The sequence below is a fragment of the Candidatus Tiamatella incendiivivens genome (genome assembly GCA_015522635.1).
Taxonomy (GTDB): Archaea; Thermoproteota; Thermoprotei_A; order Sulfolobales; family Acidilobaceae; genus Tiamatella; species Tiamatella incendiivivens.
This window is the reverse complement of record WALW01000027.1, coordinates 23,124-49,616: the sequence shown is the minus strand read 5'-3', so window position 1 is coordinate 49,616 and position 26,493 is coordinate 23,124. Positions and strand designations below refer to the sequence as shown.

Below are 26,493 nucleotides of genomic sequence, written 5' to 3'. Positions count from 1 at the left end.
GGATAATACAAAGACTTATGTAGTTCACTTAATAACACTGACGATTTCGAGTGGTTTACCACAGAATGGGCATTTATAACCAACACGTCTAGCGTCTGCACTGCAGAAGTATGCTTCGTATTTATCTTTACAGTTAGGGCAAGCGTAAACAACATCCTTTGTTAAATCTAATGGTTTACCACAAATTCTACAATAGACAGTAAACCATCCTTTATGCCCCGATGTGTTGAGACCTCTGACTTTCCCTATAGTCATATGCATCTCACCTTAACCCTATACCGCCTAAAGGGGGTTTAGGGAAAGCAGTTAAATAGATTATCCATAAAATACACCATTCCAGCATCGGAGTTAGGGGCGGAAATGTTTAGGTGATAAAGAGTGGTTTCAGTGAAAATGCTATTAACAATAATATTCTTGTTATCGGTAATATCGGCTGGAATAGGAGTCTATATCGAGTATCCTAAAGTATCGTTTGAAACATATGTGTTTAAAGATCTCCAGCAGACACAAGGTAACCCGCCAGACATAATAACAATTCTTTCAAAGATAAGGTACATGGAATTTGCTGTCACTTGGAGAAACTTAACAACTGATACTGTTATAGAAGGAACAGGTGGTAACTACTCTATAAAAATATTTTATAATAATTCGTTGCTAGATGAAATAAAATTCCAGTTAAAGGATGATGCAATAATTAATCCGGTAGAAACAGTATTCAATACAACGACTGGAAAGCCTAGAGCAAGCAGAACCCTAAACGAGACAGAACTCGTTAGCAGACTCACTGGGAAAGCATACTCTACACAAGTAGCTCCAGGGTTAACTTTACTCCCCCCTGAAACCCTATTCCCTGTATATGTAATATATATGCCTCATGTATCCTTTAATCAAACTAAAAGTTACGTAGAACTAGCCTCATCCAAATTAGTAACAGTAACATTCGAAGATAAGAAGGTCTATGCTCTTCAAATAGGGTTAAGACCTACTGAAATAGGACTACAATTCGCTAGAACGACATGGGATCAAACGGAATATAATATAACTTTAACGAAAATGGATGGACTCCTTGTAGCATTACAAATTGAAATGGTCAATGTTCCACAAGGAGGTGCAACAGCTCTCATACCGGCACATGTTACACTTCTAAAACTCGATCTCAGCAAATAACACTAGGAATAATCCTTTTAAACACAAAACGTTAAACCCAAATAGAACAGGAAGCCGCCGTAGCTCAGCCTATGGCAGAGCGCCGGACTCATACGGGTAGTAGTAGAACCGAAGGTCAAGCCCTATTCGAAATACAGGGGTCCTGGGAGATCCGGAAGTCCCGGGTTCAAATCCCGGCGGCGGCACCACAAAAAGCTCTCCCAGGTCTCCAACAAACATAGATCCTTAGTATCCTAGTAGAAAAGATAAGACGAATGGAACACTCAACGTTATCAAACCTCCATTGATCATTGCTATTATAGAAGCTTTTCTACCTCCATACATCGCAATAACAGGCAACCCCGTATCCATAGTGGTTGCACCTCCGACAGCTATGCCTGGAAGCCAGCAACATCTAGCTAAAACAGGATATATCAATATATGTATGATCTCTCGAAGCAAGTTAGCAAGAAACCCTACGAGACCCATTAGCGGATCAATCTGCGAAATCATAGGCCCAACAAGACTATACCATCCGGAACCCCCTCCGATTACTGCACCCAACCGTGTGTCAATACCTAGAATCTCAGATACAAGTATACCTCCAATAATGCTCGATAAAATGGTGGAGAAAGCGAGAAATCCCCCGGTAGCGAATGCTTTACCAGCATTCCTGCCAAGTCTTGTTAATTCGTCTCCTATCAAATATCCCGCAGCTAAAACTAGTAAGTATAACGTATATATCATAGTGTTAGAAGGGATGTCTATCCCATGGTAACCAAGGAAGAATCCAGTAATTAATACTGAAACAGTATATAAACTGAATGGAAGCTTCACCAGTCTCTATCACCTGTCTTGCTTATAATAAAACCGGACAGCAAACTAAGCAATATTCCAGCAATGCTAAACAATGCGCTAGCTTCGACGAGAAAGCCCCAACTACCTGAACTCCTTAGTATGAATCCAGCTCTAATACCTATAGTGAAAACTATGACTAGGGTGCTAGCAGACAAAACCAGGTCAATGATTTCGTACAATTTTTCATTACCCTTATATTTTGAAGAGCCTATATACCCTAAGATAACGGCTAGAACAAGCAAGATAGCCAGGTCCAAATAGCAACACCGTGGGAATGGAGATAATGTGTTAGAATCAATAAAACAGTAATCCTTAAATCTCTACCTCTAGAGAAAATACTAGACGGTGCCGCCGTAGCTCAGCCGGTAGACCCCTGCGCGGGGCCGTAAGCGCCGGCCTTGTAAGCCGGTGGTCGCGGGTTCAAGTCCCGCCGGCGGCTCCAATTTCTGTCTTCTAATGGTTTTTCTTGGTTCAAATTAAATGTAAGTTGCGATCATTGTGATGTGTAATCGGTGGTTATAGCAAGCCTAGTCTAGCAGGTGTTGATAATCTCTGCAATATCTTTTATCGTTATCATTATTTCTCGGTAAGTGCTAACCATATCTAGATAGTCTTGTTTATTGAGGTAGAAGGTCATTTCCTCCGTTAAATTTTCTAGTACTTCTGTTTTTGTTTTTAGTAATTCTCCGACTTTTCCAGGGCAGGTTATATTATCAGCCATGTTTGAAGCTTCTCTAGCTAATGTGGTTGCTTCCAATGTTATGTTTTTAGTTAAATTTACATCAAGTGTAGTGTTTTGATTGATACTTGAGATTTGTTTTATAATTATTGTCTCTAGTTTATCTATAGTAGAAAGTTTTTCTATTAGAAGTAGCATCCTATAATTATTTCCTAGTTCTGTCACTTTGGATTGAAGAGAAGTTCTTTCATGCTGTGTCCCCTGCATGTAACCGAAGTCGTATCCTCCTAGTATACCGACTAGCAATCCTAGAATGAAAATTAGAACTATGGTTTGTTTTTTGCCATTCATTTTTCCTCCCTAGCTACTAACTTGCTCATACTAGTTTTTCAATTGTTTCCTTCAGAACATTAATCGCTTCATCAAATGCTTTCAACCCCTTTTCTGTAGGGTGATACCGATTTGTACTGTCTTTTCTTATAAGCCCTTCTTTCTCCATCCTATAAAGGACAGTGTAGGTAGTTATAGTTGCCGGATTGAAATTGAATTCTTGTTGGATCGCCTTTTTGACTCCATAACCATGCTGAGCCCCCCTTTTCTTAAGGACAGCTATTACATAGATCCATAGTGTTTCTATGGTCATTTTCCTTTTCAATCGTTTCAATGCCTCGGTTTCACTGTGATTCAATCTCACATGCACCGGTAAACCTTTTATATTTTATAGTAATTAATATTTGTAACGATAAATATGTGGTGGTAGACGTGGCCAAAATAAAGGCAGCTGTAATAGGAGTAGGAAATTGTGCATCTGCACTTATACAAGGAACATTTTACTATGAAGATGTAGCTGAAGATGAGTTTGTTCCTGGCGTATCTAAAGTAAAACTAGGAGGTTACCATATAGGTGGCATCGAATGGGTAGCAGCGATAGACATCTCTAAATATAAAGTAGGTAGGGATTTATCTGAAGCAATATTTCAGCCTCCGAATTTGACACCGAAGTTTGCAGATCTTCCAGAGAAACTAGGAGTAGAGGTCTCTCCAGGTGTCGTGCTCGACGGAGTCGCTCCTCATATGAAGGAAAGATTCAACCCCATCGAGCATGATGCAAGCTTCGAGGATGTAGTGAATACATTGAAAAACAGCGGTGCTGAGATAGTCATTAACTTCTTGCCAGTTGGAAGTGAAGAAGCAACTAGGTTATATGCTAAAGCTGCTCTCGAAGCTGGTGTAGCATTCATTAATGGTATGCCAGTATTCATAGCCAGTGATCCTGTCAGTGATTGGGATAAGAGGTTCAGAGAGAAAGGGATACCCTTAGTTGGAGACGATGTTAAAGGACAGCTAGGTGCTACGGTGTTCCATAGAACGCTCGTAAGACTTATGCATATGAGAGGTGTAAAAATCGAAGAAACTTACCAGCTTAACATAGGGGGAAACACTGATTTTGAAAACATGTTAGTAGAAGAAAGGCTGAGAAGCAAAAGAATATCCAAAACATCAGCAGTTACTAGCATCCTTCCATACGGTGACGAGCTAGCTAAAGAAGGTAAGGTGAGAATAGGTCCGAGTGATTATGTCCCATTTCTAGGTAATACAAAAATAGCGTACTTTCACCTAAAGGGAACTAGCTTCGCAGGATTTCCAGTAGTAATTGAAGCCAAACTCCAAGTGGATGATAAGAGTATGTTTGCTGGTGCAATGATTGATGTCATTAGGGGAACCAAGATCGCATTAGACAGAAGAATAGGTGGTATCATACCGAGCGTTTCAGCTCCCTTCTTCAAGCACCCTCCAATTCAAGCACCAAGTGATGAAATAGCCTACATATGGTTTAACGAGTTCATTGAAGGTAAAAGAGAGAGATAACGAAGGGCCTCCTCTTTTACAATGCCCATCTATGTTTAAATATATCTCTTATACTTTTCATATCTCCAACTAGCTCGGCTACCATTACTTCGAGAAACGGTGTTACGATAGCGTCGACCAGGTGACCAGTAAATGGAGTGGTAGGGTTTCTTGCTACGTTGACATGTAAATGCGTATAATACTTACCATCATCACCTAGTACACTGTTACCTAGTAGAGATACTACTTCTAGAACATGTCCGGGTTCGGGTTCAACATTAACAGTATCATAGGTTTTTCTATCAGGATCGAACACTCCTATACGAGCCCAGGAAAACCCGCCTATACCGTTAATCCAGGCAGATTCTATTCCTTGGGATTCTAGGAGTTCTTCTATTCCGCGGTGAGGGTGGTCCCCTTCATTTAGTTTTAAGAAGAATACTCTCCCAATTCTGGTAAAAGATTTCTCCATCATAAATCACCTCCTTAAACCTGCCATTAATTTGAGTATATCTGTCCTTGTTATTATACCGTTAGGATTATTGTTAGAATCTACGAGAATAAGCCTACCTATTCCATGGGATTCCATTAGACTTATGGCATCGAATATGTCTGCATGTTCACTTATGGTTATAACATCTCTCCTAGTCAGAGCCTCATGTACTTTATCGGAAGGTTTAAATCCTCGGGCTATTGCTCTAGCAAGGTCGGAAGCTGTAAAGAACCCGACAAGCCTATAGTCTTCATCTCTAACTGGTGCTCCTCTTATACCGTGTCTAGATATTATTGTTGCTGCTTCCAATAATGTCTGATTTGCATCTAGGTATATTACGTTTCTTTTAGCTATTTCCCCTACTTTTATCTCTGGGATGCTAATGATGTTTATTAACCTGACTAGAATTTGCCGGACAGCGTTATCTATTTTTTCCACGTATCCTTCTGCAATGAATCTAGGTTTGGGTATGCTCTCAATCCTAGCTTTCATTCCCCTATCGATGAAAGAAGTATCTCCCAAAACCTTTATGAATGCTTTACCCGGCTCCTGTGAAAATAGGTTAAGAATCTCCATCGAGATTATATTAAGCAAGTGCTCGCGTCTCTCACCTAGCTTTACAACTCCGTATGCTATGGGATGGCCATAAGATCTTTTTAAGAGCTCTTTTGCTTTTAGTGTTGGTATGTATCCTCCAAGCGGTCCAGTTCTTGATTCAACTAATCCAACATTTTTCAACCATACAATAATATTTCTAACAGTTCCTTCGTCTTTACCCAATATGCTTGCCACTTCCTTACTCTTTATCATCCCCTTTTTCTCTTCATACAAGTTCACAAGTGTTTCAAGTACTTGTCGCTGTGTCATAGTGAGTTCTACCAATAAATTCCACCGGCTGATCCACTAATTATATATGCAGATTAATAAGAATATTCTAAATAATTTAGAAATATAGGGGATCTCTAGGCTCTCAAAAAATAGGAAACTATCTTCTTGGGAACATTAAAAACTTCAAGTGCGATGTGGCCGACATAAGCATCATCAGGTATAACAGTTTTATCCCAGCCTAATCTAACAGCGAGAGCCTGCTTATACGCCTCTTTAGTTAATCTATCTCTTATCTCTCCTTCAGATATCGCGTCGGCAACTCTTATTGCAATGTAAAATCTAAGGTACTTCCTAATAGAAGGTTCGAGTTCAGGAAATGCCGTAACAGCATTCTTAAAAGCCTTAGCAACTTCTTCCTCTGCCGCCATACCAAATAGTTCCTTTACAACTGCAACTCTGAAGATCTTGGATAATAGGTTCATTGATACCTCATCGAAAGTTTTCTCAATGAATTCTCTAGCCTCATTTGAACTTTTGGTGAGGAGATATTCTAGGGTTCTATCCAGTTTTAACTCAAATTCAAATAAATCCTCAAAAATCTCTGGAAACTCCTCATCAAGGTGCATACCGTATTTCCCTACAACGTATAAGGCTACGAGCTCTTTTTCATAGATATCTGGAGGTGTTGCCTTTCCTTTTATAGGTGAGAGGCCTTCCATACGATATCTCTTTTCTAAAACAGAGATAACATCTTCCCTAGAATTGATGCTCTCCTTGTATTCATCGAGAATGAGGCCCCAAAGATCTGTTAATATCGATATCCTTCTTCTAGTGTTGTTTCCTTGCTTCCTATTATTCTCCACCTTTAATCCCCTTTGAATGTAACCACTTTATTATGGAATATAAAACACAATCATAAAACGTTGATAGAGACTTAGTACGTGTGATAGAGTACAGTTAAACAGTGCAGGTATGACTGTTTTAGGTGAGATGAAAGTGTTACATGAGGCTTTTATGCTAATTTCTAACAGGAAGGTTTATGCTTTAATTCTATTATTCTTGCTGTTTTTCACTGTAGGGCTAGTATTTTATAGTGATATCCTTAACTCTTTAAGCTGGGCGGGATTATCTAAAAAAGAGCTTGAAAATAGTATAAGAGAGAAGTTCTCGTTTTCTAAGGAGACTCTACTGTTCATACCAATAATAATCTTTGTAAATAATCTAGTAGCTTCAGTTATAACTTTTCTTCTAGGATTCACTATCCTAGGCCCTATACTTATTCTTTTGTACAACGGATTAATTACAGGTTTGGTAGTATCTATAGGATTAAATGCGTCTGAATTCTTCGGCCAGTCTGTAGTAGCTCTATTGATACCTCATGGTTGTCTAGAAATTCCAACTATATCGTTCTCAGGAGCAATCCCAGCATATTACATGTTGACTAGGGGTAAACTGGACAGAAATACCCTTTTTGGAGCCCTCAAAGTAGTTCTCTATACTCTTCTTACATTAGCTATAGTCGAAACATTCATAACTCCGGGAATAGCTATAGTTGATGCATTGTTTTCCAAGGTGATCGAAGCTGCAGTTTCAATGCTATATTAGGTCTATACTTTTAATGACGGTAATAGTGATAATTCTTTTCAGCTACTCTCCAGGTTTACTGACTCAGATTTATGGGGCTCAGACGAGTTATTTGAATGACAGCTGCATAATTGAGTCAAAAGTATATCATATTGATTATGTAATCATTTCAAATAGTATTTTTGAGCTTGATAATATATCTAAAGGGGCATATTCTGTAAAAGGGACAATATATCAACTTAATATAACGTCACCTTATTTCTTTAAGTGCTATCCTCACGAGTATTTAATAGCTTCAGCCAACGCCTCGAATTTGAATAGCATTGAGCTAAGAAGATTTCAGAACGGTGAATTAGAGGTCGTCTTGATGAAAAATTATACATTAGAGGAGATAAGTATTGATGGTTTATCCTTTCACAAGAGAGATGTTGATTATTTGAATAATACACTAATTCTAGTAAGGCGGAACCTAGTTACAGTTCCATTAAACAATATCACCATAGCTAAAAGCCTCGTCAAGAACGGGATGTATATGAGAATAGAAGTGGAAAAAAGTGTTGTTGACCTGGTTATATATCCACTCGAAAAGAACCGTGAAAACACTATATCAACTGCCTATGGAACCAATGAAACCTCAAAAACTCTAATAAATGAATCGTTAAGCCAATGGAATCTAACATCTAAAAATAATTCTATGTACCCTGTTAATCTAAGCAGCTTGAATAGGTCATTGTTATATGCTATAACATTAATTGTATCCCTTATTATACTTCTATACTACCTGGTGACGGTGAGAAAACTTGGCTAGAAATATGGGCATGATTATTGAGAGGTTTATTGAAGGAATCCCGGTATTAATACATGATAGTTCCAGCAGGGAAGATGAAACAGATATTGTTATATATGCTGGGAAGATAGATGCAGAGAAAATATACATCATGAGAACTCTCGGCGGGGGTCTTCTCTGTTATGCTACTACTGAGGAAGTAACAAGAAGTATGGGTATACCATTTGCAGACGAAATCTATGCACTAATAGAGACTCTTAAGCCTTTGACAGAAAAGAGGCTTTCTTATGGTGATAGACCAGCATTTACCGTTTGGGTAAATCACAAAGATGCCATAACTGGAATACGGGACAAGGATAGAGCACTAACAATCTCTAAGTTGCATGAGGTATCAACAAAAATTCTTGAAGGGAATATTGAAAGTGCAAAAAAGATGTTTAGAAGCGAATTCCAGGCCCCGGGCCATGTTCCACTCCTAGCAGGGAGAGGATTAGAAAAAAGGAGAGGTCACACAGAGCTAAGCTTGGCCTTAGCGATTATGGGTGAAGTTGTCCCTAGTGTGGCATTCATCGAAATGCTTGATTACGGTGATAGGTTACCTGTAGAAAAGGCTAGGAATGTCGCGGAAAAGAATGGATTCTTATTCATTGAAGGAACTGATATTATAGAGGCGTATAGAAAATGGGTAAATGCATAGCGGTTATAGATACGATGTTCTCAAGGGTTGATATGGGATCTGTTGCTTATGAAACGTTAAGAGAAGAGCTTCCCTCATATAAAATTGAGAGATTTACTGTACCAGGAGCAAAGGATCTGCCTGGAGCAGCTAGAAGAGCAATAGACAAAGGATGTGAAGGCGTGATCACCCTAGGGTGGATAGGTAAGAGGGAAGCCGATAGAATTACATACCTCGTTTCAAGTATGGGTTTAGTGATGCTAAGTGTGCTAACGGGAAAAATAATTATCGACGTTACAGTTCATGAAGATGAAGCTGAAAACCTTGAAGATCTAAAGAAGATAGCTCTAGATAGAGCCAAAGACCATGCATTGAACCTATCATACATGCTGAAGAAGCCTGAAGTTCTCACCAAGAAAGCTGGAAAAGGTATTAGACAGGGATATCCAAATGCGGGCCCTATTACGTGAAGATATTTTATTACCGATAATTCCACCATCGATTAGATGCAGGGTGGTTTAGGTGGATCAGCCTCATATAGGGATAGTGGTCTCCGAGTTTAACTACGATATAACTAGGATAATGCTTGAAAAAGCATTAAGTCACGCCAGTTTTCTCGGAGCTGTAGTTGAAGTAGTCTATAAAGTTCCTGGAGCCTATGACACTCCTTTTGCGGTTAAGCAAGTTCTTGAAAAAGAAAACATTGATGGAGTTGCTGTTATTGGAGCAGTTATTGAAGGAGAAACAGAGCATGATGAAGTGGTTGCTCACCAAGCAGCACGTAAACTGCTGGACCTAGGGTTGGATTATAACAAACCTGTTACACTCGGAATCATAGGGCCGGGAGCATCAAGAATGCAAGCAGTAGAGAGGGCAGAGGAATATAGTGCCAGAGCAGTTGAATCCTTGGTTAAGATGGTCAAAAGAAAGAAGAAATTCGAAGTAGCATATACACAGGAAGAAAGGAATGTTATAGAATAACTCTTCCAGCGTATTTCCAAGTGATAAAGTTTGAAGACTAGAATTACTTTAATAGAATTACATGGGTACAGGGAATGGACGGAAAGCCTAGGTTACGATAGAGAATGGAAAATACAAGTAACTCAATCCAAAATATATTATAAACTACAAAATACAGCATCGAAAGTGGGAGGCTATATTCTTCCGCTTAGATATGACTTCATTGTAGCATTGACGTCATCCCTCGAAAGTTCCGAGCATGTACAGCTCTTTAAAACAATAGTAGAAGAGAGCCCTGTTTCTGTAAGGATGGCAAGTGTAATAGATCGCACGCCTAGAAATGCATTAAACAAGGCATTTAGGAAGATATTAGAAATTAGCGATAACACCTATCATGTGGATGAACTCTCATCAGACGAGTATACGGCAGTATCTCATGTCGACATAAACTCTGTTACCAAATATACTCTCGATCACGGCGTTTTAGATGCATATGAGAAAACCATGGAGATTTTATATGATTTGGTTAAACTAAGCAGTCTATACGGGGGAATAACCCAGTATCTAGGTGGGGACAATATAATAATCGTTTTCCCACCTGATTCTTGGAGAGAAGCATCTAAGAAGCTGATTTTCGAATGGGTCAAAGTTGGTGGTGGCAGAGCTAGATTTGCAAGAAAAAGTATGGAGCTAGCTACGAGGGCTCTAGATGAAATCAGACAAGGTGTTACATCAGGAATAAATTTACTTGAAGAATGAGTTCTGTTTAGATTTCAATTCCATATGTTTTCATTACATACTTCTTAACCTTCTTTGGAAGTTTCTCTATCTTGACACTCCCCTTCAACGGCACATAGATGGTCTTAATCCTAGGTCCAGATATAAGTAAGCCTGAGACTTCTCCTCCAACAACGATGGGCCTCACTATATACCTATCAATAATTATCTCTTCATTAGATTGAAAAGAAATCATTGAGAAGTCACCTAATATACTATACGATTACTATCATATATAAACTATATTTGGGAATACTCAAAGAAAGGATAATCTTAGAGGGATGATGCTTTTTGAAAAGAAAAATAATTTCAACAGCCGTGGATGAAGAAACATATAAGCTTCTCAAAAAGAGGGCTGAATTGAAAGGATATAGGCTGATCTCAGATTATTTAAGAAACCTAATAGATTCCGACCTTGGAGAATCTGAGAATACTGTTGGCTTACCTGGTCTGGCAAAAGAAATCGATGTTATTTTGGATAAGAAAATTTCGAGAATTGAAAGACTGGTGGCAGACTTACTTAACCCCTATACTGGAAAGATAGATAGAATGATTGTTCTACTCAACGAACTTAAGGAGGAAATCGAGCAAGCTCGATTACAAACTCAAGCTGAGGTATCGCAAGCGCAGTCAAGAGAGTATAAAGTCGAAACCGAACAGAGGAAACCACTAGTTTCTTATAGAAGAGAACCCCCTCCTGTGCAAAGGAAGAGCGCTATCGAGAGATTAAAGGAAGAAGGTGCTGTTTTCGAAAGTGATCTTGGATGGCTTAAACGACCAGACTTGTTCTTCTCTAAGCTTGAGAGAGAGGGAGCTATAGTAATTGAATCAGGGGAGGAGAGAGTTGCAATTGACCCTCAATTCTTTGAGGAATTAAAGGCTAAGTTAAAAGAAATCAACATTCCTGAAGCTGAAGCTGTAGAAAGGCTCTTACGTCCTCAAGAAGCAAGATTATTTAGGTTGTTAGTCGATTCTGGTCACACGTACTATGATTCCGTAGAAGGAGGATGGTACGTAGAGCTCTAAACTAAATTAATGGATGACGAAGTTTAGCAGGTCTGACGCTCTCGTAGCGAATGAAGAAGTGGGAGACTCTGATGTCAAAAGAGAAGCAAGCCTTATAACCCACCTCTTATCCTGTTGGTATATCTGACGTGTTGATGGGGGATATAAAGTGGGTAAGCGATTAATACAACAGAGGGCTGGCAGGGGCACATCAACGTTTAGAAGCCGTAAGCATATACATCCAGGTCCAGGAAGATATCCTTCCATATCTGAGTCCACGTTAAAGGGTAGAGTTATTGAATTAATTCACGATCCCGGAAGATACGTACCTCTAGCTAAGATTGTATTAGAGAACGGTGCAAAGTTCTTGACGCCAGCAGCCGAAGGAACTTATGTAGGTCAAGTCATAAAAATTGGTCCTGATGCAGAGGCTTCTAACGGAAACATACTTCCTCTAGGTAAGATCCCTGAGGGGACTCAGGTATTCAACGTAGAACTAAGGCCCGGAGACGGTGGCAGACTAGCTAGGCAGTCAGGCTCTTATGCCTTAGTTGTAGGGAGAACAGGTAAGGAAACTATAGTGAAGCTGCCTAGTGGTAGGCAGAAATCCGTACTTAGTACGGCGAGAGCCACAATAGGGATACCTGCTGGTGGGGGAAGAATAGAGAAGCCCGTATTGAAGGCCGGCAACGCGTATCATAAATGGAAGAGAAAAGCAAAGAAATGGCCTAAAGTGAGGGGAGTTGCAATGTATGCAGCAACCCACCCGCATGGAGGCGGCTCTCATCAGAGTGAAGGACATCCGACTACTGTTGCCCGGAATACTCCTCCTGGAAGAAAGGTTGGTCATATAGCTGCAAGGCGTACGGGAAGAAGGAAAAGATAACTTTTCCTTTCACCCCTATTCTTATATGCATATTTTATTGCAAACAGTATAGACCGATTGTCTTGTTCTCAGCTAAACATAGGATCATATGAAGAGCGCTTACTGCGTCGACAGATATATTCAAAAGCGAGTAACAATTATTAGCGAGTTTCAATATATCATTACTAATTCTACCGTGAGGGAAACCCCCTATGCCTAATAGTATGCCATTTTTCGAAAGCTCTCTTCCGCATTTTTCATCGATCCTATTGCATCCGTATTCAAAAACTAGAAAACGATGGTATTTTCCTACAATATCTTCTAAGGATCCTCCGATTTTCATTATGAGAGGTTGGGATGAGTTGGGAGGGACTTTACCGTTTTCTAACACTTGTTCCATTAATCCTATGAACCTGTTATAGTTTTTCGGTAACCGTGTTGTAGGTTCAATTCTTAGGATCTCTCCATTTATTGTATGAAGATATAGAGAAGAAATGTAACCAAGTTTGTTCAGGGGGGACTCGAGTATGCTAAGTAACAGATAGTGTACGATATCAGGCCTCCCCCGCTTTTCGATTTGAGGTAGATTAGCTTTTTTCATTGCTTTATAATGTAGGCTTTTATCAAGTATAATACTACTCGGATCTTTTCTCCTTCTGTTCGATGTAGAAATTACAGAGGGATGATCATAGAGTACTTCTGGAATAAGTTCTAGGCTCCCTTCTAGGACTATGAACCCGTATTTTCCAGGCATTTGATTTCACCTATTACGTAGTTCGAGTTTTACTGGAAATATTGTAAAATAACTCCTTCTCGTGACTATTACTGGATACCAAGTCCCTAAACACTTTCTTTACAAGGTTATTGTCGGAAACTAGCCATGAAACACGGGTTAATAGCTCATCTAGACTGTCAACTCCTTCCGCGATCATCTTGCTGATTTCGAACTTAACTCTATGAAATAGGTTCTTTCTGTTCATGTTATGGATAATTGCTATATCTAGGTCCATGTTGTTATAAAGAACATCTAGGATAATCTCAAGTATTCTTGTAGGTCTATGTGGAACTCCTACAACACTACCATGTAACTCTAAGTGTCTTACCTTCGCCCATGGAACAAGGTTATTTACGTATTTCTCCATTCTCCTATCCCAATAGAAGACTAGCGGAATTACTATTCCTTGAGTGTTTTCAAGATCTTCTTTTGCAAGAGGTTTCCTTGCCAGTGGTGATATTAGAACAGAATCCTCTATTTCACTAGTCCATAACAAGTCTGCGCTTGTCTTATCTGATACTATCATATCGTGGTCGAAAACAACTCGCTTCAACTCCTCGGTAAGAGCTTCATTTATACTGGTGACTGCTAAATTTCTATCATACAAAAATCTCCTTGTTATCTGGAGAGCATGAGCTATAACTAAAACGGCTTCTCCCAACTCGTTTTTTGTGCCAAAGAAGTTTAGCAATGACATATCAAACACAAATAGTGGTTGAATACGGTTATTCAGTATGTGTTGTCTTATGTATGAGTGGCTAATAACGGGTTCTTCAGTGCAATAACCTATGAAATAGTTAACTTTTCTATCACCGCCTTTTATGTATAGGGAGATCTCATTGTTACATTCACTGCATTGGAAACTACCTATTTTCATCGAAGATCTTCCTTTTCTAGAGTAGCAGATATCCTTCCTATTAATCATCATATCTAAAAAAGCACTTTGAACAAATCTTTCACCAGGTAATACCGGGTAGGTGGAAACAAGTAAATCATAAATACCTTGTTTGCATGCAAATTCGATGAGGCTTTTCTCGTATGGAAGCATTTATGAACCCCTGATATTTCATGGTATTAGAAATAGTCTTCTAGCGTCTTACTTTTCTTTTTCTTAATCTGTTCTAAGCCTAACTTTTCCACTGTACTCCATGAGAGTCTTATGTAACCATTCAGCTCCTTTAGCTTGTTAGTCGATACTTTCTTTGCAAGACTAAGCATAGTTTCCCCATCCGATGGATAACCAGACCCGCTAAGATTAAGAAGATTATTAATCACAGTAATCCTCTTATCTCTGATATGCTTGGCAATTATACTAGCCAATGAAACCTCCGGATACTTTTTATCTGCTTTCTCTTCTATCTTTATCTCTGCATTCTTGTAGCCTAGTTTTCTAATACCGGATCGTATGTTTCTCTCTTTCCCGAATCTATCAATCGTTATAGCTTTAACTGATAGCGGATTGATTCGTTTAGATAGTAATTGTAAACCTTGAAGAATGGCTTTCTTTGTGATAACGCCGAGATTATCTGAGTCTATCAAGGCGGGTTTTACAGGTACAGTTACAAAGGGGATCTCTCGGTATAGAAGGTAGTATAGTTTCATCCTTGACCTAGGAGATAGTTCCTTGCTGTCTCTTACCCCCAGTTCTCCTATAAAACTAATAATTTCACAAGGAACGGCAGCTATTCCAACGATCATTTCACCGATAAGACTACCTCTTCCAGCTTCATCAACGCCGATTTGATAACAGTTTCCAGGCAATTGCTCCCCCCTCCTAATAATGTCGGCAAAGTCTCGCAACCCATTCACTAATATAGGGAAGAGGCGACTCTAGTCTTCCTAATAGATTACTTGTATCAACTCGAAACTTTATGGGATCATCTAGCATCGAGTTTATAATGGCTAAGGAGTTTTCTTTTGTATTCAAGTTGTATATAGGGAACCCTATTTTCCTAAGGATAATATCCTGTTTTATCTGCCTCGGGAAGAGGGAAATTCCCGGAGTACCTTGAAGCGCAGCCTCCCTTGCCATAGTTCCTCCTCCGGTAATGACTAATGCTGCATATTTTTCAAGACTAGGCCCGTCAACAGCTTTTTTAGGAACAATAATGTTTTCAATGTTCTTAACAATTACCAATTGGTCTTCATAACGTGGAAGAACAACTGGCTTGAGCTCCTTCTTACGGATAAGATCAACTAACTTTAATACAAATGGACGATCTTCAGTGTAGTAATGGGCTTTGAATTCTTCAGGCCTCACAATAACATATCTGTACTCTTCCAAGCCTAGGTCATTTAGTACTTTCCTATTAGGTTTAAACCCCTTTATCCACATAAGCTCGTCTACTCCCTTATAGGTAACAATCGTAGTGAATTTTTCGAGAATATGCCATATCATTTCGTCTGCTATAAAGGAGCTATAAATGGCGATATCTGCGAAAGGAAAGTCAAGTCTATTAGCAGCGAAAGCGTGAGAAGTATCACATAGTGCTATATGCCTAATTCCTAAACCAAAGGCTACTCTAGCAGCGCTGGGAGAAGGATAAGATACCAATACACAAGGCTTCTCTTTTTTGACGATTTCAGCAAGCTTTACTCCTCTCTCTAGTTCAACTAATAATTTCTCATACAAAGAATCTCCGTATCCTCCGATAACTATAGGTCGTATTCCGTTTCTCTCTAAATTAGATATGGTGTAATCGTATTTCCTTGTCGTAACTAAGGTTTCATACCCTTTTTCCGATAGTTCTTTCATTATAATAGATGCTATCAGTGCCTGCTTTGGAGTTCTAACATCAATCCATACCTTGTTCATCGACATCCTCCCTCCTAGCTAACCTCAAGATAGCTTAGAATCCTATAAGAAACAAACAGTATCATCCATAGGATAGTTAACAACCCTGAGAAGACTAGTAACTTAGTAGCAATCCTAAGAGACTTATCCTTGTTTTGCCTGCTAAGAATAGGGAATATACTTGAAGCTGAAATTATTACAGCTACCCATAAAATGTTATTCAAAATCATTTCCACACTCAACCTTCAAGACCACAATTTATACCTTACCTTATCAAAGAAATATTTGTGGTGGTCAAACGCATGGGAGTCTTGTTTGGAACGGATGGGGTTAGAGGAGTAGTAAATTTTGAGCTTACACCAGAAAAAGCTTTAAGAATGGGACAAGCAGTTGGCGCTTATCTTCAACAAGGTTCAAGAATCCTAATAGGGAGGGATGTAAGAGCAGGAGGAGACATGATTTTTCATGCAGTTGTTTCAGGGTTACAGTCTCAGGGAGTAAAAGTTTACTATGTTGGTTATATTCCTACGCCAGGTCTACAATACATATTGAAGACCCACAGCGAATATGATGCAGGCATAATGATTACAGCTAGCCATAATCCTCCTCAATACAACGGAATAAAAGTACTGTCATCCCAAGGTGTTGAAATGAGTAGAGAAGCTGAAAGAGAGATAGAGGAAATATACTTTGAAGGAAAGTTTAGACAGGTTCAGTGGAATGATATAATTAACGATGTAAGATTGCATGATGGTGCAATAGAAGAATACGTTGAAGGCATATTACATCACATAGACTCGAAACTAATATCTTCCAAGAACTTCAAAGTAGTAGTAGATCCAGCCAACAGTGTTGGCGCTTTAGTAACTCCCGTTGTTCTGAGGGAATTGGGTGTAAAAGTATATACAATTAACGGTCATCTGGATCCCTTCTTTCCCGGAAGAGAACCAGAGCCTACTGTTGATTCCCTCAAAGAACTATCCAGGATGGTTGTAGAAGCAGGAGCAGATCTTGGTGTAGGACATGATGGTGATGCAGATAGGGCTATACTAGTAGACGAGAGGGGTAATATATGGTGGGGAGATAGAAGCGGCTCACTTATAGCAGGATATATAGCCGATAGGAAACCCGGTCTTCCCAGAAGAGTGTATACAGGAGTTTCTAGCTCCATACTGGTAGAGGAATACTTAGGGTCAAAGGGAATAGAGGTTCGATGGACTCCTGTTGGAAGCGTGATTATATCACACATGATACTAAAAGAAGGTGGAGCAATAGCAGGCTTCGAAGAAAACGGAGGGTATATACATCCTTCGCATCAAATTGTCCGTGATGGTGCTATGAAAACAGCTTTGTTCCTAGAAATGATGGCTGAAACTGGGCTGAAGGCTAGTGAATTATTTTCTCTTCTTCCACGTTATTATCCGATTAAAACTAAAATACCGATGAGTCGAGATAAAGCAAAAATGGTAGTTGAAAGGTTACGAGAGAAATATTCGGGCTTAAAGACTGTAAGTATAGATGGATTAAAGGTATTCGGCGAAGACTACTGGTTCCTTGTCAGGCCTAGTGGAACAGAACCTGTTCTAAGAATAATGTTGGAAGCAAAATCACTCGAAAAGGCTAAGAAACTACTCGGAGATCTAAAGGAAAATATTCGAACTATGATTTAGTGAGAGGTGTATATTGAATGCTTTATAGGACACTTGACTTACTTGCATGCCCAAATTGTAAGCATTCCCCCCTAGACCTCATAGTAATAGAGGAAGAAGAGATTGGTAGAGAAATTAGTAACACTAAACCGTTGTGTTCATACTATTGCGGATATCTGAAAGAGGAAATTAAGGAAGGTAAAGAGTATCCTTGCGAGGAATGTATAAAGAAAGAAGTAAAACTAGGTATACTCATCTGCCCTAATTGTGGAATGTGGTACCCTATATCTAATGGTATACCGGTGATGTTTGCATCAAAAAAAGAGCGTGAAAAAACTATAGGCAGATTCCTTCAACAATATGGTGATAAGATCCCGAAGGAGGTGTGGGATAAGATAAAAAGCTATAAGGAAAACGGCCTAACATGAAAACGGTGAATAGAACTTGGAACACACTGACCCCGGATCAGCACTAGATTTTTCAGCTAGTCTTGAACGGTGGGTAATGCTACAAAAGAAACTCATAGATATAGTAGATAAGACCAAAGATCAAGTAGAAGAATTCGATAGATTAGAGTTAATCCTTTCGATTAGAACACTCTTCCAAAACATGATGAGAACACTAAAGGCATTCGATACATGGTTACAGGATCCTTTTATAACGAGTCAAATGCCAAGGGAATACCTCCTCTATGTTTGGGGGGAGACATATGAGTCGTTCAAAACTCTTGTAAAGTTAGATATTAAGCATACTTCGGATATGGCTAAGCTTATAAGAGAGAACATTTCAAAAGGAAGCGTCAATCCTCTAGTCAACCTCCTACGGGACATAATTCTAACAACGCAACAAGAGAGGAAGGAGAAGGAAGACTCGCAGAGAGGCCTTTATACTATTTAGACAGCGAATGGTGGGCCCGCGGGGATTTGAACCCCGGACCACCGGCGTTTCCCCCACGCAGGTAGATCCTCCGGAACAGGGCTTAGAAGGCCGGCGCCCTATCCTGGCTAGGCCACGGGCCCATCCGGGGATTGAATATTTAGAATAGTTTGGGCTTATAAATCGATTCCCACTGAATTTACTATATTATCATTTAGGTTGGTATTGGAGAGAGGATATTTAGCATATTTCTCCCATCCACCTTGGAGTCATCTTCTCTAAATCACAAGTAGCAGCTAGGCCATCCTTGAATATCTTTACATAAAGTTCTGGTAAGTCTATCGCCTTTTTTATGGATTGTAAGACGATCACGTCACTAGAGGCTATATAGTAGTCCTTTACCCCAAGTTTTATTAGTAGACTATCGCATTTCCCGACCATAACTTTAACTGGAGATGTCCAGTTGAACCCTTCTATCTTTTGTGCTAGTCTCCTGCTCCAGGGTATTGGTCTATCTATAATCATTACAACCTCACTGGGTTTTAGGATGCCTATGATTTTGCCTATAATAGGTAGCATTTCCTCGAGTTCAGACTCTAGATTCCTTATTTTAAGACGAGATGAAAGGATGTCTCTCGTGAATCCATCAGTACATTTTAATACAGGGTACCCTTTTTCTATAGCGTAAATAGTGGATAATGTATTCAGTAGATCTATAGCTAGTTTACTGTTAAGCACTTCTTTCGTTTTCCGCGAGTTTATTAGTGTAGAGAATTCTTTACTGTGAACACATCTATACAGTATGTTCTTGCACTCTTTTAACAAGGATTGATCGGAGACCCCATTTACTAGGTTGATACTGGCTATTCTCGGATAGTTATTGTCTAATAAAATCTGAAGGAGAGGTACTGTTCTGTTTAGCTTGCATTTTCTAACAAGTTCCTCACAATTTCCTCCAGATCTCTCTTTTCCATCTGTTCTTGAATCCGAATTGACGCGAAAGTTTTGCCACCTCCACCTTTTCCAGGGATTAATTCGAGGAGCTTCCTAGCAATCTCTTTTGCAGTGATGGTTCTTGCAGCCTTGCCGCTTAAAGCTATGAATATCTGATGGGAATCCCCTATATTTAGTATAGCCAGAGCAACAAGTCTCTCCCTCGAACTTGTCACCTGTTTTAGAATATCCTGGACAGCCTTTTGTTCTTTTTCCAGCGGCTCAAAGACGAGTAGCTCCACGCTTTTTATCTCAATTACTGATCTTGTAAGGAAATCCACGTATACTTTACGGTATTTATTCAGGCTAGATTCAAGCATCCTCTCGTATTCTATGAGTTTTCTAACTCTAATGGGAAGGTTCTCTTTGTCTGATTTGAGTAACTCGCCGACGCTGGAGAGAACTTTATCATACTCACCGGCTTTTTCTGCTACTCTAGTTCCCGCTACATATTCTAACCTTATAATGCCGTCTGCTAGTCTTTCTACATTTACGATTTTTATTCCACCGATTTCTCCCGTGTTTTGTAAGTGAGTTCCGAAACATGCCTGAGTATCCCAGCCGTCAATGTCTACCACACGAATATATGGTGTTCTGGGTACTCCACCTTGATACAACCCGAAACCGTATTTTTCTTCGGCCGTATTCCTATCGAAAATGAATGTTGAAACTTTCTTTCGGCAGTCAACAATATAATTTGCCAGCCTTTCAATCTCACTAATTTGTTCTTGGTTCAACGGTTTATGATGAGTTATATCTAGGCGTGCCTTCTCGACGGTTTTTTCAGCTCCTGCCTGCCATACATGTTTGCCTAGAACCCTTCTAGCTGCCCCAAGCACGACGTGAGTGGCAGTGTGATGCCGCATTAATCTGTATCTTCTGATCCAGTCGATTTTGCCGTGAACGAGATTGGCAGGTTTAAATGGCTTATCGAGGACATGGATTATTACATCTCCTCGGGTTTTGTAGGCTCCTTTAACTTCGTATTGTCCCGATTCCGTAGTTATGGTACCTGTATCATAGTCTTGGCCTCCTCCGATAGGATAAAAGGCGGTTTGGTCTAGTATGAGGTATACTCCGTTGTATCCTATTGGTTTTCCATAAAATTCTCTTCGATAGGAGTCTTCGTGGAAGAGTCTTTTTGTTGCAGGAAATTGTGAAGCCCAATCTATTATGTTACCAGGTAGTTGCCCTTTATCTTCTCCGGATTTCTTTCCTAGTTTGGTTTGTGACTCATGTCTAGATGCGACTATGCTGTAAAAGTTTTCTGGAACATCTATTTCTAGGTTATTCTTCTTTGCTTCTTCTGCTATTAAGTCAGGAGGGATTCCATTGCTTTCATATAGCTTAATTAAATCTTCTATTGTTATTCTCTTACTTTTCTGGACAATCTTTAATGCTATGGATATTCCTTTCCTTAGTGTCTCTCTATATTTATTTTCTTCATAAGCCACAGCATCGAGTATATAGTCTCTCGACCCTATTAATCGAGGGAAACTGTTTTTCCAGTAATCTATCTGCATTTCAATGAGTTCTTGCAGAGAATTCTCTGCTTTTATTTTCCATAATTGCCTAAGGGCACGTCTAACGACAAGTCTAGCTAAGTAACCCTCTCCAGTGTTACTTGGTACAATTCCATCTCCAAGCATTAATACAATCGTCTTCGTGTGATCTAAGATGCTATATAGGGCTCTTTCTCTATCTAAGTTCTCTTTAATATGCTCAATACTAAGTCCAGTCTCCTTCGAAATCCGCTTGAAATACTGTTTAATGCTTTGAGGGTTCTCAGGATCCAGTCTCCCCGCTGCTTTATAGGCTTTCCATAATATAGACTCATCTGGTTCTTCTATTGCTAGATTGTTCCTGAATTTTGCTAGTAGCTCGCCGTAAATAGCATGGAAGGCGGTGGGTGTTTTCGCGGTAAACCAAGATAATCTTTCTACTCCATATCCTGTGTCAACTATTTTAATCGGTATTTCTTCGTATCCTTTGTCTGTTATTTTATATTTCATGAACACTAGTGTCGCTAGCTCCAATCCGCCTACGGCGACCTCGAATGACGGTCCAGCGTTCCCTCCACCTTCCCACCAGGATTCTTTGAAAGTGATTAATTCTCTAGGTATTCTCATTTCTTCAGTGAAGAACTGGTAAGCATACTCGACAGTTTTTTCCTTCCAGTATATCATCTTGTCAGGATAGTTGAAAGCATGGTGTGCAGCCATTTCAAAGCTAGTCAAATGCCTACCGATAGTCAAGCCTACATTATCTATATCTTCAAGCCTGATAGAGGGTTGTGAAATTACTAACGGATTGGCAGGAGGAGGAACTAGGCCTCCAGTAACATGAGGTTGGAAAACAACTATAGAAGCAATTGTAAGGAAGAGATCGTCTCTCCATCTAGCAACAACTGGCCTCGGCTCAAGCCTTGTGTGACTGTTTCTTTCGAAGAACCCTAGAAAGAGTTCTCTAGCTTCCTTAACACTAAGCCTTCTGATAGAAGGTATTTTGTCAAACCAATATTCAGTACATGGAGCATCTTGGCATGTTTCATGTTCTCCTAAGGACCAAAAATACTCTTTCCCAACTTTACATTTGTAGCGTTTGAACCCATTGTCTTTGAAGAACTTCAACGCGTATTCCTTCTCGCTTGCTTCACCCTCCAAAACTCATCCCCAAGTGAATTAATGGAGGCATCTTGAGAATATAATAGAACATCAGAGACGAATGGATAGATATTCTTTGAATGAGTAAGGATGAATATTGCAAAAACAGAAGAGGCAGAGTTTATCCGAATAGTGCTCCGAGGCCTGCTGCGAGGTCTTCCTCGGATAGTTCTTCTTCTTCCTCTTCTTTTTCTTCCTCCTTTTCCTCTTCCTTCTTCTCTTCCTTTGCTGGTGCTGTTGCAGCTGCTACGGGTGCCGCCGCTATAGGAGAGGCCATAGCGTTCTTTATAACTTCTTCAATATCTATCGACTTAAGACCAGCTACTAGGGCTTTCACTCTTACATCGTCTACTTCAACACCTGCAGCCTCAAGTATTTTCTTCACATTTTCCTCTGTGATCTCCTTACCTGCATAATGGAGAACCAGAGCCGCATATATATATTCCATATCAGACACCTCCACACATCATGCAGTGAATCCTAAGCTGGGTTTAATGTATAAGAGGGTTAAAAAGATTCATTATCCGAATAGTGCTCCGAGGCCTGCTGCGAGGTCTTCCTCGGATAGTTCTTCTTCTTCCTCTTCTTTTTCTTCCTTCTTTTCCTCTTCCTTCTTCTCTTCCTTTGCTGGTGCTGTTGCAGCTGCTACGGGTGCCGCCGCTATAGGTTCAACACCAACTTCCTTAGCTATATCTTCACTAAAACTCGCGATGATAGCATTTGCTTTCATTATAGCTGATCTGAATACTTGTTCTGCAGTTTCCGGTGTCAGGTATCCAGCTTCAGAGGCGATAGCGACTGCTCTTCTATAAGCCTTGGTAAGAGTTAATTCGATAACCTCCTTGGCAGGATATACTATTTCGCTACCGACTTCTAATCCGGATCTAACAGCCTTTAGCAATTCACTTGTAGTCTGTTCTAAATCAAGCTTTAATCTATCGCCGGGAATCACGATTCCCCCGTCATAGACTGCTCTTAGTTTTACGCTTACCTCAAATGGAAGTATACCCATTTTTTGGAGGAACCCTGCTAGATCACTGCTAATTACACTGCCTTTCCTTGCAACCACAGTATCTTTACTGATCCAAACACTACCTCCTTTGATCTGGTAAGGTATCTTTAGTTTGCTGAAGGTACTCAGTTGCGGTCCAGGTTTTATACCAGTATCTCCTGCTGGAACAATTATATCGCTTTCAGCCACTTGACCAGGCTTTGCTGGGACCGGGACTTTTAATTCGTCAAGAGTCTTAGCTAGTTCGAAGGGGTTCATATCAGTAAGTACAACCATCAAGCTACCTGTTACATAATGTTGCAGCTTCTCTAGATCTATTCCAGCTCTCTCTAAAGCTCTAACCGCTATACTCGTCTTAACTACCTTAAACAGCACTTTATTCCTAAGTTTCTTCCTAATTTGCTGGAACTGAGCAGTTGGCAGCCTCTCAAGCGATCCTACTCCAATTACTTTATATTTCTTAATCTCAGTAGCTAGTTCTCCTACAGCTTTCTTCTTCCATTCAGGAACCTCCAGTCTACCTCTCTTAATGACTACCTGGCTCATCCTATTACACCTCCACAGGTATTCCCATGGTCTTTTTAACAATTACCTTAGCTATGGATTGAGGTCCTAGTTTTTGTTCGACTATATTATATACTGCATGGAGATTCTCGGCTAGTTTATCTGGATTCATATCGGCTGTCCCTATCCTTAAACTTATTTGGGGTTGCCCCTTTATCCTAACCATAGCCGCTTTTTTGTATCTGTCAATATAGTCCTCTAGGTTGGCATTTGGTGGCAACGGTGTTGGGACTTTCCCCCTAGGTCCAAGGGCTGGTCCCAAAAACCTTCCTGCTAAACCCATCAACTGTACTTGTACTAAAACCCAGTTACATCTCTGAGCGATCAGTTTTGCTTCTTTTTTCTCTATCCCCTGCAAATCCTGTCTACTGTATACATCTAAGCCTAATTGCTTTGCCTTTAATGCTAAATCTCCTTCTGCAACAATACAAATTTTTACATCTTTGTTGGGTTTGTTAGGTAGGTATACTATTTCCCTTATCCTAGCTTCAGGACTTTTTAGGTCTATTCCTTTAAGCACTATTGTGGCATCGACCGACTCGAGGAAGTTTCTTTTTTTACCTAGTTTTAATGCTATTTCAACTTTCTTCTTAACCGTATCCATGTCCAGAGGCATATTTCACACCTCTAACGGCCTATTAGCCTCCTCCCCACATTGTTAGGGAGTAATTAGAAGCTCTGTGAAAGGGGTTTATTAATCCTCTTCCTCCACCCATTCTTCTTCATATTTAGCTAGAAGCGCATCGTATTTCCCTTCATCAACCTCTTTACTGACCTCTTTAGCGTCTTTCCCATCAACAGTTATTCCTATGCTTCTCGCTGATCCAAGAACAGTCTCGACTGCTCGCTTCAATGTTTTTGCAAGTAACTGAGGTTTCTTCTGTAATGTTATTTCAACAATCTTCTCAATAGGAAGATCACCTATCTTCTGGTGCATAGGATCACCACTAGGCTCCTTTGCTCCTACAGCTAAGAGCAGTAAGGCTGTTGTAGTAGGTATACCTACTTCTATTCTATATTTCTTTGTTGACGGATCCACTATGATTTTCACAGGAACTGTTAATCCTTCGTAGGATTTAGTTTTCTCGTTTATCTCTTGGATAACTTTTCCTACATTTAACCCTGCAGAGGAGAGTGTAGGACCTAACGGGGGGCCAGGTCTAGCTTTTCCTCCTTCCACAAGAAACGTTAATACTTTCTCTCTTCCACTACTCATGTTTACTCACCCTCGGCAGGCCTCACATCATCTAGAGGCACTGTCGTAGTCATACGGAAATCAGTTTCTAATATGCTTAACTCAACCTCCTCTTTTTTTTCATTTACATTAATAACCTTGCCTTTAACTCCTCTTAACGGTCCACGTATTATAGTAACTATGTCACCAGGTTTTAGGTGTACTGTAACAGGTCTAACTACCACGAATTGCTCAATTTCATTTTCCTTGATTAGCACAGGCCTCCGTCTCTTGACGTGTTTGACGCCTAGCGTTGCTTGATATAGTGCATGCAATCCTTCTACTTCGAGGATAATCATACCTCTTATTCTGTCTGGGACAATGATCGAGTATACGGGTAATTCCATGGTTGTCACCCTTTGTTTTATGATGAGAGCCACAGCTATTTCTCTTCCAGCAGTAACACTGATCCCGTAAAACTGTCTTCTAATAGGTTTCTCCTGCTCGCTCACCAGCTTACACCTGGAAAGATTGAGGTTCCTTCTCATCATTTAAATAGTATTGGATGAAACGAAGGTTGGGGCTAGGACATTATAACGAATATTAGATGTATAATATAAGCTATACCACCTACTAGGCCGAAACCTAAGAAAGTTAGCTTTGATATAAGCTTGAATTCCTCATCATCAGGCTTCTTAGCTAGTAGGAATATCGTTTTCCACATGCCAACCATTTCCTTTAGTTTTACCCATAAAGACATCTCATTTCCCTCCCTTGCCTGAATTACATAACCTGTATCCATAAACTTTAAGAATTTAAGCCCGATAACTTGTTTTCTCTAGCCACTCTTGATGAAGGTCTCGCTCTTCTATTCTTCCTTTCGGTTTCACCTCTCTCCATATGCGGGCTCGAAACCTGTATACATCTACTCTTGGGTTGAACCAGCAATCCCAAGGCAATCCAGCCTTAACACAGGTCTCTGACAGGAATTCTTCAATGCTCCAACCGTATTCAACTGGTACCTGTGGAAGAAGTAAACCGGAAATTAGTCCGTAACCGACAAGTAACCCGTCTCTCCCTATCTTCACAAACTTCTTCCTATTCTCTCGATCCGAGGGCGCCTTTTCCATTTCACTTAGCACAGATACTTCGAAGGTTATATTGTTGATTTCATCCTTTCTCATAGGAGGGAACCTAGGGTCATTAAATGCTGCTTGTAATGCTACTTCTTTCACCGTGAGATATAGCGGCTTTACTGGCTTTATGTAGCCTATACATCCTCTTAAACTTCTAGACTCATTGTTGTAGGTTTCAATTGTAACAAAAGCAGCACCAGGTCTTCCAAATTTCTCGTTTGGAAGTTCAGAATAGGCTTCACTAGTTACTCCAAGGTACTTCTCCACAGTTCTTCTGGCAAGTTTCACTAGAAACACGCCTTCATCGAAAGAGAGCTCCTCTGGGCCTACAGGTCTAGCTTCCATACAATC

Annotated in this window: 36 protein-coding genes and 3 tRNA genes; 15 read left to right on the top strand and 24 right to left on the bottom strand. The window is 40.0% G+C overall.

Annotated elements, in window-relative coordinates:
- Positions 1-24: 24 nt before the first annotated feature.
- The gene (locus F7B60_06945) at positions 25-255 is read right to left on the bottom strand and encodes an endonuclease Q family protein (GenBank protein MCE4615245.1); all 231 of its coding nucleotides are present in this window, start codon (positions 253-255) and stop codon (positions 25-27) included.
- A gap of 123 nt (positions 256-378) precedes the next feature.
- Here F7B60_06945 and F7B60_06940 point away from each other — a divergent pair, with 123 nt between their 5' ends.
- Together F7B60_06940 and F7B60_06935 are read left to right on the top strand one after the other, a co-directional pair.
- The gene (locus F7B60_06940; GenBank protein ID MCE4615244.1) at positions 379-1,167 is read left to right on the top strand and encodes a hypothetical protein; all 789 of its coding nucleotides are present in this window, start codon (positions 379-381) and stop codon (positions 1,165-1,167) included.
- A gap of 53 nt (positions 1,168-1,220) precedes the next feature.
- Positions 1,221-1,355 (top strand) — tRNA-Met (locus F7B60_06935).
- Between the two features lie 37 nt (positions 1,356-1,392).
- Here F7B60_06935 and F7B60_06930 read toward each other — a convergent pair.
- Both F7B60_06930 and F7B60_06925 read right to left on the bottom strand, forming a co-directional pair.
- On the bottom strand, positions 1,393-1,983 hold the full coding sequence (locus tag F7B60_06930; protein MCE4615243.1) for a lysine exporter LysO family protein: 591 nt from the start codon (positions 1,981-1,983) through the stop codon (positions 1,393-1,395).
- Entirely contained in the window at positions 1,980-2,261 is a 282-nt protein-coding gene (locus F7B60_06925) for a hypothetical protein (protein MCE4615242.1), read from the bottom strand. Before F7B60_06925 ends, F7B60_06930 begins: the two co-directional genes overlap by 4 nt.
- A gap of 90 nt (positions 2,262-2,351) precedes the next feature.
- Between F7B60_06925 and F7B60_06920 the strand changes: the two genes are divergently transcribed.
- A tRNA-Thr gene (locus tag F7B60_06920) sits at positions 2,352-2,446 on the top strand.
- Between the two features lie 90 nt (positions 2,447-2,536).
- Here the strand turns inward: F7B60_06920 and F7B60_06915 are convergent.
- Together F7B60_06915 and F7B60_06910 are read right to left on the bottom strand one after the other, a co-directional pair.
- The gene (locus tag F7B60_06915; protein MCE4615241.1) at positions 2,537-3,034 is read right to left on the bottom strand and encodes a hypothetical protein; all 498 of its coding nucleotides are present in this window, start codon (positions 3,032-3,034) and stop codon (positions 2,537-2,539) included.
- 25 nt (positions 3,035-3,059) lie between these two features.
- On the bottom strand, positions 3,060-3,371 hold the full coding sequence (locus tag F7B60_06910; GenBank protein MCE4615240.1) for a PadR family transcriptional regulator: 312 nt from the start codon (positions 3,369-3,371) through the stop codon (positions 3,060-3,062).
- A gap of 74 nt (positions 3,372-3,445) precedes the next feature.
- On the opposite strand from F7B60_06910, the gene F7B60_06905 reads away from it, so the two are divergent.
- Positions 3,446-4,552 (top strand): inositol-3-phosphate synthase, encoded by a 1,107-nt coding sequence (locus tag F7B60_06905; protein MCE4615239.1) that lies wholly within the window; start codon positions 3,446-3,448, stop codon positions 4,550-4,552.
- Positions 4,553-4,568: 16 nt separating this feature from the next.
- Here the strand turns inward: F7B60_06905 and F7B60_06900 are convergent, their stop codons facing one another.
- The 3 genes from F7B60_06900 to F7B60_06890 form a co-directional block, all read right to left on the bottom strand.
- On the bottom strand, positions 4,569-5,003 hold the full coding sequence (locus F7B60_06900) for a DNA-binding protein (protein ID MCE4615238.1): 435 nt from the start codon (positions 5,001-5,003) through the stop codon (positions 4,569-4,571).
- Between the two features lie 6 nt (positions 5,004-5,009).
- Positions 5,010-5,906, bottom strand: a complete 897-nt coding sequence (locus F7B60_06895) for a CBS domain-containing protein (protein ID MCE4615237.1) — start codon at positions 5,904-5,906, stop codon at positions 5,010-5,012.
- 80 nt (positions 5,907-5,986) lie between these two features.
- Complete coding sequence (locus F7B60_06890; protein ID MCE4615236.1) at positions 5,987-6,715, bottom strand: DUF2192 domain-containing protein; 729 nt, start codon at positions 6,713-6,715, stop codon at positions 5,987-5,989.
- Between the two features lie 109 nt (positions 6,716-6,824).
- Between F7B60_06890 and F7B60_06885 the strand changes: the two genes are divergently transcribed.
- The 6 genes from F7B60_06885 to F7B60_06860 are packed head-to-tail and all read left to right on the top strand — an operon-like array spanning position 6,825 to position 10,618.
- A complete protein-coding gene (locus F7B60_06885) occupies positions 6,825-7,457 on the top strand; it encodes a stage II sporulation protein M (protein ID MCE4615235.1) in 633 nt (210 codons plus the stop codon).
- A 13-nt stretch (positions 7,458-7,470) separates the two neighbouring features.
- Entirely contained in the window at positions 7,471-8,244 is a 774-nt protein-coding gene (locus tag F7B60_06880; GenBank protein MCE4615234.1) for a hypothetical protein, read from the top strand.
- A complete protein-coding gene (locus tag F7B60_06875; GenBank protein ID MCE4615233.1) occupies positions 8,237-8,920 on the top strand; it encodes a 3,4-dihydroxy-2-butanone-4-phosphate synthase in 684 nt (227 codons plus the stop codon). Before F7B60_06880 ends, F7B60_06875 begins: the two co-directional genes overlap by 8 nt.
- The gene (ribC, locus tag F7B60_06870; protein MCE4615232.1) at positions 8,905-9,369 is read left to right on the top strand and encodes a riboflavin synthase; all 465 of its coding nucleotides are present in this window, start codon (positions 8,905-8,907) and stop codon (positions 9,367-9,369) included. The genes F7B60_06875 and ribC overlap by 16 nt, the downstream gene beginning before the upstream one ends.
- A 52-nt stretch (positions 9,370-9,421) precedes the next feature.
- A complete protein-coding gene (gene ribH, locus F7B60_06865) occupies positions 9,422-9,880 on the top strand; it encodes a 6,7-dimethyl-8-ribityllumazine synthase (protein MCE4615231.1) in 459 nt (152 codons plus the stop codon).
- A 30-nt stretch (positions 9,881-9,910) separates the two neighbouring features.
- Positions 9,911-10,618: a GTP cyclohydrolase IIa gene (locus tag F7B60_06860; GenBank protein ID MCE4615230.1), complete on the top strand. Its 708-nt coding sequence runs from the start codon at positions 9,911-9,913 to the stop codon at positions 10,616-10,618.
- A gap of 7 nt (positions 10,619-10,625) precedes the next feature.
- On the opposite strand, the gene F7B60_06855 is transcribed toward F7B60_06860, so the two are convergent.
- Positions 10,626-10,832, bottom strand: coding sequence for a hypothetical protein (locus F7B60_06855; GenBank protein ID MCE4615229.1), 207 nt, complete (start codon positions 10,830-10,832; stop codon positions 10,626-10,628).
- Positions 10,833-10,927: 95 nt separating this feature from the next.
- Here F7B60_06855 and F7B60_06850 point away from each other — a divergent pair, with 95 nt between their 5' ends.
- The gene (locus F7B60_06850) at positions 10,928-11,662 is read left to right on the top strand and encodes a hypothetical protein (GenBank protein MCE4615228.1); all 735 of its coding nucleotides are present in this window, start codon (positions 10,928-10,930) and stop codon (positions 11,660-11,662) included.
- Between the two features lie 148 nt (positions 11,663-11,810).
- On the top strand, positions 11,811-12,527 hold the full coding sequence (locus tag F7B60_06845; GenBank protein ID MCE4615227.1) for a 50S ribosomal protein L2: 717 nt from the start codon (positions 11,811-11,813) through the stop codon (positions 12,525-12,527).
- 34 nt (positions 12,528-12,561) lie between these two features.
- On the opposite strand, the gene F7B60_06840 is transcribed toward F7B60_06845, so the two are convergent.
- Genes F7B60_06840 through F7B60_06820 form a run of 5 tightly spaced genes read right to left on the bottom strand, consistent with a single transcriptional unit; the run spans position 12,562 to position 16,317 of the window.
- Positions 12,562-13,260, bottom strand: coding sequence for a 16S rRNA methyltransferase (locus F7B60_06840; GenBank protein MCE4615226.1), 699 nt, complete (start codon positions 13,258-13,260; stop codon positions 12,562-12,564).
- 13 nt (positions 13,261-13,273) lie between these two features.
- The gene (locus F7B60_06835; GenBank protein ID MCE4615225.1) at positions 13,274-14,329 is read right to left on the bottom strand and encodes a hypothetical protein; all 1,056 of its coding nucleotides are present in this window, start codon (positions 14,327-14,329) and stop codon (positions 13,274-13,276) included.
- 26 nt (positions 14,330-14,355) lie between these two features.
- Entirely contained in the window at positions 14,356-15,042 is a 687-nt protein-coding gene (gene rnhB, locus F7B60_06830) for a ribonuclease HII (GenBank protein ID MCE4615224.1), read from the bottom strand.
- Between the two features lie 13 nt (positions 15,043-15,055).
- On the bottom strand, positions 15,056-16,096 hold the full coding sequence (locus tag F7B60_06825) for a DUF354 domain-containing protein (protein MCE4615223.1): 1,041 nt from the start codon (positions 16,094-16,096) through the stop codon (positions 15,056-15,058).
- Between the two features lie 14 nt (positions 16,097-16,110).
- Complete coding sequence (locus tag F7B60_06820; protein ID MCE4615222.1) at positions 16,111-16,317, bottom strand: hypothetical protein; 207 nt, start codon at positions 16,315-16,317, stop codon at positions 16,111-16,113.
- A 60-nt stretch (positions 16,318-16,377) separates the two neighbouring features.
- Between F7B60_06820 and glmM the strand changes: the two genes are divergently transcribed.
- From glmM to F7B60_06805, 3 genes are read left to right on the top strand one after another with little or no spacing between them, the layout of a single operon-like run.
- Positions 16,378-17,745 (top strand): phosphoglucosamine mutase, encoded by a 1,368-nt coding sequence (gene glmM, locus F7B60_06815; protein ID MCE4615221.1) that lies wholly within the window; start codon positions 16,378-16,380, stop codon positions 17,743-17,745.
- Between the two features lie 17 nt (positions 17,746-17,762).
- Positions 17,763-18,152: a hypothetical protein gene (locus tag F7B60_06810; protein ID MCE4615220.1), complete on the top strand. Its 390-nt coding sequence runs from the start codon at positions 17,763-17,765 to the stop codon at positions 18,150-18,152.
- A gap of 16 nt (positions 18,153-18,168) precedes the next feature.
- Positions 18,169-18,621, top strand: a complete 453-nt coding sequence (locus F7B60_06805) for a DUF2153 domain-containing protein (GenBank protein MCE4615219.1) — start codon at positions 18,169-18,171, stop codon at positions 18,619-18,621.
- 8 nt (positions 18,622-18,629) lie between these two features.
- Here the strand turns inward: F7B60_06805 and F7B60_06800 are convergent.
- The 10 genes from F7B60_06800 to F7B60_06755 all read right to left on the bottom strand — a co-directional run bounded on the left by F7B60_06800 (position 18,630) and on the right by F7B60_06755 (position 26,487).
- Positions 18,630-18,743 (bottom strand) — tRNA-Arg (locus tag F7B60_06800).
- Between the two features lie 97 nt (positions 18,744-18,840).
- On the bottom strand, positions 18,841-19,458 hold the full coding sequence (locus F7B60_06795) for a DUF5616 domain-containing protein (protein ID MCE4615218.1): 618 nt from the start codon (positions 19,456-19,458) through the stop codon (positions 18,841-18,843).
- Positions 19,459-19,517: 59 nt separating this feature from the next.
- Positions 19,518-22,256, bottom strand: coding sequence for an alanine--tRNA ligase (alaS, locus tag F7B60_06790; GenBank protein MCE4615217.1), 2,739 nt, complete (start codon positions 22,254-22,256; stop codon positions 19,518-19,520).
- A gap of 121 nt (positions 22,257-22,377) precedes the next feature.
- Complete coding sequence (gene rpl12p / locus F7B60_06785) at positions 22,378-22,704, bottom strand: 50S ribosomal protein P1 (GenBank protein MCE4615216.1); 327 nt, start codon at positions 22,702-22,704, stop codon at positions 22,378-22,380.
- 72 nt (positions 22,705-22,776) lie between these two features.
- A complete protein-coding gene (locus tag F7B60_06780) occupies positions 22,777-23,814 on the bottom strand; it encodes a 50S ribosomal protein L10 (protein ID MCE4615215.1) in 1,038 nt (345 codons plus the stop codon).
- 4 nt (positions 23,815-23,818) lie between these two features.
- The gene (locus F7B60_06775; protein ID MCE4615214.1) at positions 23,819-24,448 is read right to left on the bottom strand and encodes a 50S ribosomal protein L1; all 630 of its coding nucleotides are present in this window, start codon (positions 24,446-24,448) and stop codon (positions 23,819-23,821) included.
- A gap of 78 nt (positions 24,449-24,526) precedes the next feature.
- Complete coding sequence (locus F7B60_06770) at positions 24,527-25,048, bottom strand: 50S ribosomal protein L11 (GenBank protein MCE4615213.1); 522 nt, start codon at positions 25,046-25,048, stop codon at positions 24,527-24,529.
- 2 nt (positions 25,049-25,050) lie between these two features.
- Positions 25,051-25,518, bottom strand: a complete 468-nt coding sequence (locus F7B60_06765) for a transcription elongation factor Spt5 (GenBank protein MCE4615212.1) — start codon at positions 25,516-25,518, stop codon at positions 25,051-25,053.
- 71 nt (positions 25,519-25,589) lie between these two features.
- Positions 25,590-25,766, bottom strand: coding sequence for a protein translocase SEC61 complex subunit gamma (locus F7B60_06760; GenBank protein MCE4615211.1), 177 nt, complete (start codon positions 25,764-25,766; stop codon positions 25,590-25,592).
- A gap of 55 nt (positions 25,767-25,821) precedes the next feature.
- The gene (locus F7B60_06755; GenBank protein ID MCE4615210.1) at positions 25,822-26,487 is read right to left on the bottom strand and encodes a TIGR00296 family protein; all 666 of its coding nucleotides are present in this window, start codon (positions 26,485-26,487) and stop codon (positions 25,822-25,824) included.
- Positions 26,488-26,493 lie beyond the last annotated feature (6 nt).

Excerpts from the sequence above, each read along its gene's own strand:
- F7B60_06945 (MCE4615245.1), bottom strand. The coding sequence starts at position 255 with ATGACTATAGGGAAAGTCAGAGGTCTCAACACATCGGGGCATAAAGGA.
- F7B60_06915 (MCE4615241.1), bottom strand. The coding sequence starts at position 3,034 with ATGAATGGCAAAAAACAAACCATAGTTCTAATTTTCATTCTAGGATTG.
- F7B60_06900 (MCE4615238.1), bottom strand. The coding sequence starts at position 5,003 with ATGGAGAAATCTTTTACCAGAATTGGGAGAGTATTCTTCTTAAAACTA.
- F7B60_06885 (MCE4615235.1), top strand. The coding sequence starts at position 6,825 with ATGACTGTTTTAGGTGAGATGAAAGTGTTACATGAGGCTTTTATGCTA.
- F7B60_06880 (MCE4615234.1), top strand. The coding sequence starts at position 7,471 with ATGACGGTAATAGTGATAATTCTTTTCAGCTACTCTCCAGGTTTACTG.
- ribC (MCE4615232.1), top strand. The coding sequence starts at position 8,905 with ATGGGTAAATGCATAGCGGTTATAGATACGATGTTCTCAAGGGTTGAT.
- F7B60_06855 (MCE4615229.1), bottom strand. The coding sequence starts at position 10,832 with ATGATTTCTTTTCAATCTAATGAAGAGATAATTATTGATAGGTATATA.
- F7B60_06840 (MCE4615226.1), bottom strand. The coding sequence starts at position 13,260 with ATGCCTGGAAAATACGGGTTCATAGTCCTAGAAGGGAGCCTAGAACTT.
- F7B60_06835 (MCE4615225.1), bottom strand. The coding sequence starts at position 14,329 with ATGCTTCCATACGAGAAAAGCCTCATCGAATTTGCATGCAAACAAGGT.
- F7B60_06825 (MCE4615223.1), bottom strand. The coding sequence starts at position 16,096 with ATGAACAAGGTATGGATTGATGTTAGAACTCCAAAGCAGGCACTGATA.
- glmM (MCE4615221.1), top strand. The coding sequence starts at position 16,378 with ATGGGAGTCTTGTTTGGAACGGATGGGGTTAGAGGAGTAGTAAATTTT.
- F7B60_06810 (MCE4615220.1), top strand. The coding sequence starts at position 17,763 with ATGCTTTATAGGACACTTGACTTACTTGCATGCCCAAATTGTAAGCAT.
- rpl12p (MCE4615216.1), bottom strand. The coding sequence starts at position 22,704 with ATGGAATATATATATGCGGCTCTGGTTCTCCATTATGCAGGTAAGGAG.
- F7B60_06780 (MCE4615215.1), bottom strand. The coding sequence starts at position 23,814 with ATGAGCCAGGTAGTCATTAAGAGAGGTAGACTGGAGGTTCCTGAATGG.
- F7B60_06775 (MCE4615214.1), bottom strand. The coding sequence starts at position 24,448 with ATGCCTCTGGACATGGATACGGTTAAGAAGAAAGTTGAAATAGCATTA.
- F7B60_06770 (MCE4615213.1), bottom strand. The coding sequence starts at position 25,048 with ATGAGTAGTGGAAGAGAGAAAGTATTAACGTTTCTTGTGGAAGGAGGA.
- F7B60_06760 (MCE4615211.1), bottom strand. The coding sequence starts at position 25,766 with ATGTCTTTATGGGTAAAACTAAAGGAAATGGTTGGCATGTGGAAAACG.
- F7B60_06755 (MCE4615210.1), bottom strand. The coding sequence starts at position 26,487 with ATGGAAGCTAGACCTGTAGGCCCAGAGGAGCTCTCTTTCGATGAAGGC.